The 12,281-nt window shown below is 42.2% G+C and carries 15 protein-coding genes, 1 pseudogene and 1 riboswitch; of the genes and pseudogenes, 4 read left to right on the forward strand and 12 right to left on the reverse strand.

Annotation, left to right across the window (positions count from 1 at the left end):
• Window positions 1-136: 136 nt before the first annotated feature.
• On the forward strand, window positions 137-265 hold the full coding sequence (locus tag ABE021_RS06085; RefSeq protein ID WP_430287458.1) for a hypothetical protein: 129 nt from the start codon (window positions 137-139) through the stop codon (window positions 263-265).
• 256 nt (window positions 266-521) lie between these two features.
• On the opposite strand, the gene ABE021_RS06090 is transcribed toward ABE021_RS06085, so the two are convergent.
• From ABE021_RS06090 to ABE021_RS06115, 6 genes are all read right to left on the reverse strand, one after another.
• Window positions 522-980, reverse strand: a complete 459-nt coding sequence (locus tag ABE021_RS06090; RefSeq protein ID WP_430287459.1) for a DIP1984 family protein — start codon at window positions 978-980, stop codon at window positions 522-524.
• 99 nt (window positions 981-1,079) lie between these two features.
• Entirely contained in the window at window positions 1,080-1,511 is a 432-nt protein-coding gene (locus ABE021_RS06095) for a hypothetical protein (protein ID WP_430287461.1), read from the reverse strand.
• 160 nt (window positions 1,512-1,671) lie between these two features.
• Window positions 1,672-2,328 carry a TIGR04104 family putative zinc finger protein gene (locus ABE021_RS06100; protein ID WP_430287463.1) on the reverse strand — a complete coding sequence of 219 codons (657 nt, stop codon included), beginning with the start codon at window positions 2,326-2,328 and terminating at the stop codon, window positions 1,672-1,674.
• Complete coding sequence (locus ABE021_RS06105; protein WP_430287465.1) at window positions 2,315-2,824, reverse strand: sigma-70 family RNA polymerase sigma factor; 510 nt, start codon at window positions 2,822-2,824, stop codon at window positions 2,315-2,317. Before ABE021_RS06105 ends, ABE021_RS06100 begins: the two co-directional genes overlap by 14 nt.
• Before the next feature lie 117 nt (window positions 2,825-2,941).
• Complete coding sequence (locus ABE021_RS06110) at window positions 2,942-3,187, reverse strand: hypothetical protein (protein ID WP_430287467.1); 246 nt, start codon at window positions 3,185-3,187, stop codon at window positions 2,942-2,944.
• Window positions 3,188-3,404: 217 nt separating this feature from the next.
• Entirely contained in the window at window positions 3,405-4,055 is a 651-nt protein-coding gene (locus ABE021_RS06115) for a GNAT family N-acetyltransferase (RefSeq protein ID WP_430287469.1), read from the reverse strand.
• 90 nt (window positions 4,056-4,145) lie between these two features.
• On the opposite strand from ABE021_RS06115, the gene ABE021_RS06120 reads away from it, so the two are divergent.
• Entirely contained in the window at window positions 4,146-4,961 is an 816-nt protein-coding gene (locus ABE021_RS06120) for a MerR family transcriptional regulator (RefSeq protein ID WP_430287470.1), read from the forward strand.
• A gap of 74 nt (window positions 4,962-5,035) precedes the next feature.
• Here the strand turns inward: ABE021_RS06120 and ABE021_RS06125 are convergent, their stop codons facing one another.
• The 3 genes and pseudogenes from ABE021_RS06125 to ABE021_RS06135 form a co-directional block, all read right to left on the reverse strand.
• Window positions 5,036-5,626, reverse strand: coding sequence for a class I SAM-dependent methyltransferase (locus ABE021_RS06125; RefSeq protein ID WP_430287471.1), 591 nt, complete (start codon window positions 5,624-5,626; stop codon window positions 5,036-5,038).
• A gap of 22 nt (window positions 5,627-5,648) precedes the next feature.
• Window positions 5,649-6,254, reverse strand: coding sequence for a class I SAM-dependent methyltransferase (locus tag ABE021_RS06130; protein ID WP_430287472.1), 606 nt, complete (start codon window positions 6,252-6,254; stop codon window positions 5,649-5,651).
• Between the two features lie 197 nt (window positions 6,255-6,451).
• A pseudogene (locus ABE021_RS06135) lies at window positions 6,452-6,685 on the reverse strand (RNA polymerase sigma factor); the annotation flags it as partial.
• 180 nt (window positions 6,686-6,865) lie between these two features.
• Window positions 6,866-6,965: riboswitch (purine riboswitch) on the forward strand.
• Between the two features lie 51 nt (window positions 6,966-7,016).
• Here ABE021_RS06135 and ABE021_RS06140 point away from each other — a divergent pair.
• The gene (locus ABE021_RS06140; protein ID WP_430287474.1) at window positions 7,017-8,213 is read left to right on the forward strand and encodes an MFS transporter; all 1,197 of its coding nucleotides are present in this window, start codon (window positions 7,017-7,019) and stop codon (window positions 8,211-8,213) included.
• 64 nt (window positions 8,214-8,277) lie between these two features.
• Here the strand turns inward: ABE021_RS06140 and nadX are convergent, their stop codons facing one another.
• Window positions 8,278-9,060: an aspartate dehydrogenase gene (nadX, locus tag ABE021_RS06145; RefSeq protein ID WP_430287477.1), complete on the reverse strand. Its 783-nt coding sequence runs from the start codon at window positions 9,058-9,060 to the stop codon at window positions 8,278-8,280.
• Window positions 9,061-9,673: 613 nt separating this feature from the next.
• On the opposite strand from nadX, the gene ABE021_RS06150 reads away from it, so the two are divergent.
• Complete coding sequence (locus tag ABE021_RS06150) at window positions 9,674-9,937, forward strand: hypothetical protein (RefSeq protein WP_430287479.1); 264 nt, start codon at window positions 9,674-9,676, stop codon at window positions 9,935-9,937.
• Window positions 9,938-9,999: 62 nt separating this feature from the next.
• Here the strand turns inward: ABE021_RS06150 and ABE021_RS06155 are convergent, their stop codons facing one another.
• Both ABE021_RS06155 and ABE021_RS06160 read right to left on the reverse strand, forming a co-directional pair.
• The gene (locus ABE021_RS06155) at window positions 10,000-10,326 is read right to left on the reverse strand and encodes a monothiol bacilliredoxin BrxC family protein (protein WP_430287481.1); all 327 of its coding nucleotides are present in this window, start codon (window positions 10,324-10,326) and stop codon (window positions 10,000-10,002) included.
• A 693-nt stretch (window positions 10,327-11,019) separates the two neighbouring features.
• On the reverse strand, window positions 11,020-12,279 hold the full coding sequence (locus ABE021_RS06160) for an exo-beta-N-acetylmuramidase NamZ family protein (RefSeq protein ID WP_430287483.1): 1,260 nt from the start codon (window positions 12,277-12,279) through the stop codon (window positions 11,020-11,022).
• Window positions 12,280-12,281 lie beyond the last annotated feature (2 nt).

Here is a 12,281-nt window from a genome sequence, read left to right on the forward strand (position 1 = left end):
AAAGGATACCCGTATTGCAATTTAGTTAAAGGTAATCTAAATCATCAGTTGCTATCTGTACAGTAGAGAGAAGTGTTATCACACAAAAGAAGTTTAATCGTGAATCCGTTCCTACCCATTTGGAGCCGCCCTGTTCATGGAATGGATTCACAACCATGCCATCCTACTGGGTTTCGGTTTCGGTTTCGGTTTCGGATTTGCATTGACTTTCGTTATTTCCATATTCTTCTTTTCATTCTCTTTCCGTTCACTTCCTATTAACTAACAAGAAAGCATCTGTCCATCAAGCGACAGATGCTTTCCTTTATGTATGCAGTCCCCGAACCCACCCTCGCAAGAACTGTAAATTAGTGCATGGTAGTTACAATGACAATCTATTTGTACGGGTGTCACGATACTGGGTATGAATTGTAGACGGTTATCACCCGCAAAGCAGACCCCACTGCTTATCGTTAATCCAACTTTCCCTGTTGGCGGGTTTGCACTCACCTTTACAAGTTCCAGCTACCGACTGGTCAACATTAATCCAGCAAATCAATGGTCCAATTCATCCCTTGGATTTTCGTGTCCATCTCCCGGTATGCTTTTGATAATTGATCCACTTGTTTTTGAATCGCTTTCACATTTACCGTACTGACGATACGGATTTCCGATTGGCTGTAACGACCGACTTGCTGGGATGCTTCATCCACCACTTTTGAAAGTAGTGAACGCTGGTCAACTAACTGATCGCGTTCCGTTAACGCATCTGCAAGGGTTCGCTCGTCATCAAACCTGATCTCACAATTGGTCCGATTAATTTTTTTGATCAACGATGTGAGTTCTTGACGGATTTCAGCAAGTTGTGTAAGCATCTCATTCGGATCTTCCGAGGGCTCGTCGCCTTCCTGTATTTTCAAGTTCATATGAATTCTCTTCTTTAACTGTTCAATCCGTTTTTGGTAATCTGCCCGCGCTATTAAAGCTTCTGCTAATTTCATTGTCTGCTCCTCCTTTAGCCAGTCTGCATAAGGATATTATTCTGTATTCACTTCTATATTCCTCTTTTTTGGAAAACTGATTAAAACGGTTTTATTCCTTTACCTGCTTCGGCCCACGAATCTGACAATCATTCCCGCCACAACCAGGCTATAGACCAAATGGCTCGATGTCCAGTAAAACCAAGCAATCCAATCATTTTCGGCGGGAGGCCTTTCTGTAAGAAGCGTCAGGAAGTACAAAATACCGCTGCCTACTGTATACACGGCGAGATAAGGCCACATTCTGTATTGCCACCCGAAAAAGTTCAGTATGTAAAATAGCCCGATGACACTGGCAATACAAAAAACAAAGTGAAAGACGATGCCGAACCAAGCAACGTCCTGCCAGACATGGATGATTGGGAAATAATCCACATTATACAGCAGGACATACGCCTCATTTCCTGTCAGCGTGTAGATCACCTGCAGGAGAGCCGCTAAAACTGCGCCACTTACTATACCGATACCAATCAGCTGCAAAAACCGCTTCATCCAATTCCTCCCTTCAATCGCTTGATGGTCCTCTATTCCCTTACTATCTAATCGATTAAACTATAGTCTCTCTAATTCTTTAAAGAAGCTCTTATCAACCAGTTCAGCTCAACTAAAATACCGTACGCATCCTCTTGCGATGGATCCAGGTCAATCCCTTTTACCACCACGGTTCTTTAACCGGGTCATTCAGCTGCAATTCTACATAATAAGGGATGACAAGAAGGGTGAAAACGGATAAAAATGCGAGGTAGGCAACTATTCCAAGTATGCTGAGTTCAAATACATTTCCAGCAATAATCATAAACGGAATAGGAATCTGGAATAAGCTCGTCTTCTTCTTGGACTTCCTGCTTTGGTAATTACCTGCGCCGCAATTCGGACAGAGGGTTTCTTCGTTTTTGAATGACTTTTTGATAGCTAACTTACGATTCCACGTTGTTCCGCAATGTGCACATGAAGGAAATTCTCTTCCTTTTTTCCTTACACTGCGTTTCACAACTCCGTAAAGTAAGACAAAAAAACTCGCCATTATGAGCATTTTCACTGAATCATAAGCTAGTAGATCCAAGACTGAAAAACCCCCTTTTCCTTCAGCTTGTGTCACGCCCGAAGGATCTGGAACATGGTTACTTAGAATTACTAAGACAACCGTCAACAAGACAAAGGATGAAAGTACCGTCCTATACAACCAGTCAGCCCGATGTGTTTTCTGTTTCCGGCTGCTTTTGACTTTGAGGATAAGTTCTTGTTTTCGTTTATCATCGAAGGCGACTTTGCTCAACTCCATTTTCATCTGTTCTTTAATCGAATCCATGCAAATTCCCCTCCTGCTCCAGTATTTTTTCTTTCAAAAGCACGCGGGCACGCTGCAGTCGAGTCCGCACTGTTGCTTCCGGGCAACATAGGATATCCGCAATTTCTACTGTCGAGTATTCTTCATAGTAATACAAAACCAGAACTTCTCGATATATGAGTTTCATAGATAATAGTGCAGTTAACACAGTTTGCGAATTTTCGTATTCAATCATGTATCCTTCTGGTGTTTTACTCGTGTGTTTCCCTTTTATTCTTTCTTTTAAAAGAATGCGCTTATGCGCCCAGCTTCTCAAAAAATCGTGACTTCGATTGACTGTCATCTTAACTAGGTACGTCTTCAACGAACTTTCTTCTCTAAACTGGTCTGACCGTTGATAGTAGCGAATGAGGACATCTTGCACAATATCTTCTGCAGTGCTCTGATTCTTAACGTAGACATAGGCAACACGAAGCAAATAATCCCCATATTCGTCTATCACTTGTTCTATTGTCACGTGCGTTCTCACCTGCCTTCCCCTCTATAGACGGAACCAACTGCATTTCCGATTCATCTTAACTACACATAAATAAAAACCTGTAACATCCCTCTCAGGATACTACAGGTTACACGTTTATGAACAAGAAGCGACGGCCATATCGTGATCCCGCTTCTGAATGAGAATATTCCTTTGTGAATCGAGCTTAAACTCGATGCCTCTATCGTCCAGACAATTCAATAGATAATCCCTGGACATTTCACTCATGCTTTCATGGTCTCTATAAATGACGAATTCACTTTCTTCATCTGCACACGCACCTAAAGACATCAGCGTCACTAGAGTGACAAAAGGAATAAAAAAAAACTCCTTCTTTTTCATACATACGGCTCCTTTCACTAGTTTTCACTGACTCTTTTAATAAATGATAGTCCTGCTTAGGATACACATTTCAGTATACGAACAAACGAGAGTTATAGCCACCTATTTTTGAGCATTTTTGACATATTTCGTATCTATGAAGTATTTTACAAAGCAGATCAGTAAATCTACACTATGTAGAAAAATCCGGATCCATCAGCTTGGACCCGGATTCTGCTTATGCAAGTTTTTTAGTTTTGGCGGACGCATCGTGTCCATATAAGTAAAAGCTCATGTCTTCATCGACATAGGGTTTCAAATTGTGCGTCTCCTCATCCATTCGCTTAAGACCTTTATGCTCGTAAAACCCGACATTGCAGTCGCTGTCAGTAAACAGATAATAACTTTCGATTCCGGCTGCTTGTGTATACTTCAAGAATCGATTGTACAGTTCTCCACCGATTCCATTACCTCGTTGGTCACTTCCTACTATGAACAAAGCAAGCTCTCCGTCAAATTGCATTCCGCTTTGCTTCAGCAACCGCTTGTTGAGTCGGTCGATACTTTCCAAAAGGGTCGCCACGTGTCGTCCTTCTTCCGTTCTCTTTAAATTCCCTGCCGCTAGCAGCTCTTGCGTTGCAAATCGGATTGGCGTATGGAAGTTCTCGTCGACCTTCGCCATAATGACCCCGACTGCCACTCCATTATTTTCAGCGACACACGTAAACGTTTGGTTTGCTAGACTACTTGCTAGAAAGTACTTCGCCATCTGTTTGGCAACTTGTGGTGAACTATATTTCTCATACTCCCACGTGTCACAAATAATCTTTTCGAGCGCTGGATAATCCTCTCTTTTAATTTCTCTGTATTGAATACTCGCTTGTTTCATGTTGACATCCTCCAAAATTTGTTGTACCTCTTACAGTTATACATGATAAACTGTACAGTAACTGTAAGGTCAACAAGGAGGCACTAAAAAATGAAAAAACAAGATCAGCTCAAGTTTACGGCCGGTCAATTTGCAAAATTGCATAATATCAATAAACGTACACTTCATTATTATGACGATATCGGCCTATTCTCTCCTATTCAAATCGGAGAGAACGGCTATCGCTACTACAGTTATTCCCAGAGTCCCACCCTCGAATTGCTGTTAACATTGAGGGAACTCAATATGTCGATTGAGGAAATCTCAACCTTTATGGCGAACCGCTCGGCTGATTCTTTCCAAAAAATCCTCACCAGTAAAATGAAAGAAATCGATGAAAGTATAAATCGACTTCGCCAGCTCAAAAAATTATTAACAACCAAAGAACAACTGCTTCACTTAGCGGATTACTCCAAAGGGACTAAAATCGAAATCGTGCATTGTTCCGAAGAACTGTTAGTTCGCGGTCCCTCCCTTTCAGGAGTGGCAGATGAGGACTATATGGGGCTTCTTTTAGCAGATTCAAAAACAATACGTGACTCCCGTTTTTTCAATAAAACCTATGGAGCAATGATTGCAGCGGAAAAACTCCTCGCTCATAATTTCGATGACTATGACTGCTTTTTTACAAAGGTCGATAAGAAACCGAAAGACTTACACGTGTTCATCAAACCCGCAGGACGTTATATCCAAGCTTTTTGTAAAGGGAATTGGGACCGTCTCCCCGAAACGTATGAACAGATCCTGAAATTCTCTGAAAAACAGGGGCTTACTCTCACAGGTTATTCTTATGAAGTCGGGATCAATGAAATGGTCATCAATACAATTGACGACTACATTACGCATATCCTTGTTCAATGTGAGTAGTTATCAAAAGCGGATTGAAAACGTGAAAGGAGTCCATTCACGTTTTCACTCTATAAGTCCAGTGATATCGGCGATTACTTCATTCCTGCGAATTGAATTACACAAGAGAGTCCACTATGGCCTTTGCCTTCTTCACGCACAACTTCCTTCTTTTCGAAGTGCAAATGCTTCCAATCCGAAAACACCTCAAAATCCGCCAGTTCATACAAATAGGAAAGTTCCTTTGGTCCACCCGTACCATAGTCAATTTGTTCTTTTGCATAGACTTCCGTCACAAACAGTCCACCGGGCTTCAAAGCATGGCGAATCCCTTCCAGTGTCCGCTTCCGCAATTCAGGACTAAAATGCCCAAATACACAAATGATCGAGTCATACTCCTCACTTGGCCATTCCGCTTCTTGCAAATCCTGAACTTTCGTCTTCAGCTGAACACCTTTTTCTTCCGCCAAGGCTTGAGCTTTGTCCAGACCGGATTGCGCAAAGTCCCAAATTTTGACGTTACAGCCTTGCTCCGCTAAAAAGACGGCATTCCGTCCTTCCCCTTCAGCCACCGCAAGGACATTCGGTCCGATCGTAAATCGTTTCGCAGCTTCTTGGATGAATTCGTTTGCTTCTTTTCCAAATACATATTCGGGTTGATTGAATCGCTGTTGCCATTTATTCATCCTGACACTCTCCTTTTCGTTTTCATCCATCTGATTTCTTCACGTTAAGCCCTTCAATATAGAGAAACAACTTAGCGTAATAAGCCTTTACCGAAGTGACCTCAATTCCGGATTCTTTTATTAAAGTGAGTGTCTCCCGATTCAACTGGCACCCATCACATATCTTTTCCCACAGTGGATTCAAGAGATCCTGCGACTTACTCAGCAGAAACGGCTCCATCCGAACATGTTCAAAAAATAAGAGAACAGCTCCCGGTTTACTCACTCGTTGAATTTCAGCAAGCGCCTTACTCGGATCTGGTATTGTACAAAAGACAAGAGTAGCAACGACCGTATCAAACGTATCGTTCTCAAAAGGCAATGATTCTGCTCCGGTCTCATGCACTTGGATGTGGACTCGTGCATTGCGCAGTCTGTCACCCGCCCGCTTCCTCATGGAGGGGTTGGGTTCAATCGCATCTACACGTATCGCGTTCTTATAATACGGGAAATTGATGCCCGTTCCTGACCCTATTTCCAATACCCGTCCTTCTGCCCTCCCGACAAGTTCGGTTCTAACTTGTTTGAATCTTGCCGCTTCCAACGGTTGCATTGCCACATCGTATACTTTTGGAAACCAGGATCCCATCGATTGTTTCTCCTCCTTTCAGGTATCATACTTAGCGTTCATCTTAATCGGATTATTGACTCCCATAATAACACGAACAACTATATTTGCTTACTTTGCCTAATTCAACCCCTTACATCTGGCAACTGAAAATTGGAAATGATAGACTAGTTGATAGAGCGATTGGAGGAGAAGACATGACAACACATACAACGATGTCGATTCACAAGAATCGTTTTGCTCCACGTATAAAATGCGTCTTCTTTTTTCAATTGAGGAATGGAATGATATAGGCTCACAATCATATCTTCCATCGCATCCATCGCGTCATGAGAATTGCCCATATACGTTAATGCCAAACGATAATAAGCATCTTGCTGCTCGCTAATCAGTTGCAGCAGTGCTTCTTTATTTCCTTTTTTCGCTTTCTTGACCAACCTGACAATCCTCATTTCTTCACCTCTCCCTTATAAGAGTTTCCAGACTGGTAAAAAGTTCATTTTTACATCTATGTATTTACATCTTAGATAGCATTTACCCCGTTTACATGCTAACCGCTAATTCTTATAGGTTGTCAGACGTCTTACCCTTGTCACCGTCCATTTTTCATGATAAATTGTTGAGAAGGAAAAATTTCATACTAAAAACCAATCTGTATAACCTCGATAATATGGTTCGAGGGTCTCTACCAGGAACCGTTAAGTCCTGACTACAAAACAATTTTTGTAGTCGGGACTTTTTCTTGTTAAAAATCGGTGCACTACCCTGGCAGGAGGAGATTAGTTGGACATTCGTGTATTTTTATTAGCCATTTCAGCCATTACAGTTGGCTTAGTCGAATTGGTGGTAGGCGGTATTTTGCCCGTAATTGCTGAAGACTTGCAAGTTTCGATTGCATCCGCTGGACAACTCATTACTGTATTCGCATTGGTTTATGCAATTGCAGGACCCGTGCTGCTCTCACTTACAGCTAAAATAGAGCGTAAGAAGCTTTACTTGATCACATTATCGGTCTTTTTCTTAGGAAACATATTCACATATTTCAGTACAACCTTTGCCATGATGATGGCCGCTAGAATTTTGACCGCGGCAAGTGCAGCGTTAGTCATCGTCCTTTCGTTAACAATCACTGCACGTATTTCAAAACCTCATGTGCGTGCAAAAGCATTAGGATATATCTATATGGGGATCAGTTCTTCACTTGTACTCGGAGTACCAATTGGGATCGTCATTACAAATGCTTTCGGATGGCGCACAGTTTTCCTCGGAATTGCCATCCTGACAATCGGTACCCTTGTATTGATCAGTAAGTTTTTCGATGAAATCCCGACCGGCGAGGTACAGCCGCTTCGTGAACAGCTGAAAGCATTAGCGAACAAAAAGATTGTCTTTGCCCACTTAGCCACGATGTTTATGCTCGCTGGCCATTATTCTGTGTATGCGTATTTTACGCCGTTCCTTGAAACGACGATGAAACTCAGCTCTTCATGGATCAGCATCTTTTACTTCTTATTCGGGATTGCAGCCGTTGCAGGCGGCGCTTTCGGTGGAGGGCTCGCGTCACGTATCGGTTCTCAAAAAAGTATTTTGATTATATTAGGAACGTTTTCACTTAGTTTGTTTGTCCTCCCTTACTCAACATTTTCTATGCCGGTTTTCATCATTGTCATGATGATTTGGGGGGCGCTCAGCTGGGCACTCGCTCCCGCACAGCAAGATTACATCATTCAAACAGATCCTGTCTCCTCGGATATCCACCAAAGTTTTAACAACTCTGCTCTCCAAGTCGGAATTGCACTTGGATCCGGTGTGGGCGGAGTGGCGTTCAGTCATACAGGCAGTGTGACCAGTATGCCTGCTGTCGGCGGGTTCATCGTCATTATTGCGTTTGTCTGTGCCGTGATTTCGCTATCCATTGCAGTGCAAGAGAAGAAAACACCCCCAAAAAAACCTCAACAAGTTTCTGAAAGAACTCACTAACCCATTAAAAGAAACCTTCCATCAGCAATTGGAAGGTTTCTTTTACGCTTCAGTCCCTAAGTTTTCAATTCCCGATTCTTACTCCTCTGGAATCATCCCGCAATGCCTCTAAAATACTTAAAGCAGCCAGATAGCTCGTCTTTGGATTGGTAGGCATTGGATTGTTTGCAATGTGCAACTGCATTTCCCCAAAATCACCATCGGCTTCTATTGTATGTGTGTTCCTTTTAATCGCAGGATCGACAATGACTCGAACTTTCGTTTTTTCAGCTCCTATTCCAGCAAGCGCAAGTAATAGTGCCACATTCACATTTCTCGGGAACTTTTGGATCGCCTGTAGTGCTGAGCCTTCAAAAAGCAGGTCCTCTTTCTGTTCATTGGGAAGCCCAAGTGAAGCAGGCGATTTCCTAGTGGTGATTCGGACATTTTTCAATCCATTGACAGCATTCGCGGATTTCAACAAATCCAAGCCGCCAATCGCCCCTGAAGGGAGTGATAGCTGAACGCCATTTAACTTAGCAAGTTCTTTCATTTCGTTAAGTAAATCGATGTCCTGAAATACCCCCACACTGCTTATCATTATATTCTTCTTACTTGCAACAACGTCTTTCATATAAAGGGCGGCAGCTTCAATCGTTGCTGCTTCCACTACCATATCAAGAGGAACACTCAGAAATTCTTGGATATCCGTATGGAAATCCACATCATAACGAGAAGCAAGACGTTCCCCCACTTCTGTATTACGCCCTAGCAGTGCAGTGATTTCACCATTCAATACGTTGCCATCCTTTATCTGTTCCAGCAAATATGAAGCGATATTGCCAGTTCCGATGATTCCTATTTTCATATGATCTCTCCTCGTATGCGTTGTCTTTGTAAAAGCCGATACTCTCATCATATCTAGTTCCTAATCCATTCCCAATAGAATACGGCTTGAAATTGTATTTTTATTAGTTAACGATAGAAGAAATTACAAAAAAGTGGAGAGGTTTTTATAATTCAGGATCGTCGGTATTCACCCCAATCTCCTGAACCGGGATTCGATTTACCGAACACGCAACGGTACCTTCAACAAAGACTGCACAAGAGTGGAATTACACACAAGCCATGTGGAAAAGTGTTTGATGAAGTAGAAGGAAAGGATACTCGCACTGGATTTATTATAGCAAGAATCGTCTTGGATTCTGTCGCGTGCAATTATGGATGCCCTTTCGATTGAAGAAGAAACCGGTTGAAAAATGCAGGACCATTTCCCCCTAACCGTGAAACCGGAAAATCCAAATTTAAGTAAGAACCCTTTTTTGTTGCTAGCCAGCTTAGACTATTCTTTTTGGCACCTGCAGTCGCTGGCCACTTTAAAAACCAAGAATACTCTATTCGCGTGTAGACGAAACTAAAATCCGAATTTTCACTCAACCAGATGGAAATAAGATATACTAGTAGCAGGAGGTGCTTTTACAATGAAAAGATTCGGGCTATCATTACTCGGCGGGAGTGTACTCGGAATCATTCTGTCTGTCGTCTCCATGGACTATCAAAAAATGAGTTATGAAGTCCTGCACCAAGCAGGTGTTGCCAAAAGAACGGTGACAGACATGGACTTCGAATTCTTGTTCAATGCATCACTGCTCATACTTGGGTGCACAGTAGTTATCTACGTAATTTGGACGTATATTGAAAAGAAAAATGACGATGCGTTTTACAATGAATTCAATAAAAAATAAGGAGCGATCCAAAGGTCAACTCATGACGTTTGAGACCACTCCTCAACTATTTGCAGACTATGTCAGACATACGTTGCAATTGCCTCCAGCACAACTGACTGCTTGATCTGATAACGGGTCGCTTGCCAAATGGCTTTTCTGCCTTTGATAATCAGCAGTTGCGGAGTCTCGTGTTTAACCCCTGTATCCAATTCCACTGCATTCGAAACTTTCTTATCCAGCTGAGAAATGACCACGTATCTAGGAAGATCCGTTACGAGCGACTCCATTTCTTTTTTAGCCGTTACACTACTTAAACTCGTCATGCTCAATTTGAATAGCAGAAATGGCTGTTCATCGGATTTCTCCACTAATGCCCGCCATTCTTCTACTGTTTTCAGTCGATTCATGTTGCATTTTCCCCCTGTTCAGTTCAACTGCTCCATCTCCTTCAGCTTAAGCCCGTTAAGCCTACTTATCCTCCTTTTCCGTGCATTGATACTGCTCGATAAATTCCAGTTCACTGAGGTTCTGCAAGTGCCGTTCTTGCATTGCATTCTTCCCCTCTCAATCACATGATTTAGTTGCATTCTAATACTACCCATTTCTTATGACAAGTCCAGGCGCTCGTTCTAAAGGTGATTTCTCAAAGCGTTCACGTCTTCTCCATCCTACAAAAAAAGAAGGGCTATAAAGACCCTTCTTCCATCAGCTCGTCATAAGATTTGTAATCTGTTCAAACCTTTTGTCCAAACAATTCTCGTAATTACCGCCAATCGACACCTATTGGATTCCCCGTACATCGAATATTTACTTCAGAACCTTATTTGTACTTTTCCGCACTTCCGGAACATGGAACGTCCGGTACCCACTTTATAGTTCAAGAAATAGGTACAAATCATAATCCCGAGACTGAATCACTCTTAATAGATCTCTCTACTATAACCATTTACAAACTCAAACCGTTTTTTGCAATCGTACAAGCTTCATAAAGTCTTTTAAAATCAGGGTATACTTAGTTTACAGTTGTTGGAAAAATCCTCTTCGTACCTTTTTTGCAATCCCTTTCTTATGTGAATGATTTACTGGTCCACTTAGAACTTTTAATACAACAAATACTTTTTGCGCACTTTCTCAAATTCTTTTAACTCTTTCTCCCAACGTGATTTCAACTCTTGTACGGTCATTCCATTTTCAATTCCTGTACGAATCCATCCATTTCCGATCAGATTATCGAAGAAAGGTGTAAGTTGAACCTGTTCTGGATAAAGATCTTTCATTGTTTTCACAATGTGCAGACCCGTTTCAACTGGCTCATACTTATTTCGGTCCGTAATATGGATTTGAACTCCATGAGAAAGTTTTCCGCTATGTTTTGAAAATGTTGGCGTAAAGGAAGCAGCTCGGAATGTCACTCCTGGAAGATTCAGTTGGTTTAACCGTGACGCAAGTTCCGTACTGCTAATGAACGGTGCGCCAATTAGCTCGAATGGCTTTGTCGTTCCGCGTCCTTCCGATACATTCGTCCCTTCGATAAGTGCTGAACCTGGATAAGCGAGTGCAGTTTCCAGGGTTGGCATGTTAGGCGATGGCATGACAAACTGAAGTCCGGTTTCATCGAAATAAGCGTTTCGTTTCCAGCCTTTCATTTTCACTACAGTTAAATCCGCATCGATATCAAACTCTTTGTTAAAAAGTTTTGCTAGCTCTCCTACAGTCATCCCATGGCGTAACGGAATGGCGTATTGTCCCACGAATGATGCAAATTCAGGTTCGAGCACGGGTCCTTCCACTTTTTTACCGCCTAATGGATTCGGTCGATCCAATACAATGAATGGAATTCCTTTTTCCTTTGCTGCTTCCATAGCTAGAGCCATGGTATAAATGTACGTATAGAACCGGGTCCCTACATCTTGAATATCAAAAACGAGAACATCGATATTTTGTAGCATTTCAGGTGTCGGTTTTCTGGTTTTCCCATACAAACTATACACCGGCAACCCTGTAACTTCATCGATATAGTAGTCAACATATTGTCCAGCCTGCGCATCTCCTCGCACACCATGCTCCGGACCGTAGAGTGCTTCCAATTGAATCTCTGGATCATTATTTAACATGTCGACAACACTGTTCAAGTTTTGGTCGACACCGGTAGGATTGGTGATCAAGCCGACTCGCTTGCCTTTAATCAACTTTTTTTCATCTTTCATCAGTCTCTCTACACCTAATGCGAATTTTTGGTTCCCTTTGGCTTCCGGCTTTGAGTTCTTATTGCCATTGGTATAGGTGTTATCCGCAAATGCTGCAGTGAATGTCGTCATGATGAGCAAAGCTGTGACGACTACCATCAACCACTTTTTCATAA

This window comes from Sporosarcina gallistercoris (assembly GCF_050459885.1).
Classification (GTDB): domain Bacteria; phylum Bacillota; class Bacilli; order Bacillales_A; family Planococcaceae; genus Sporosarcina; species Sporosarcina gallistercoris_A.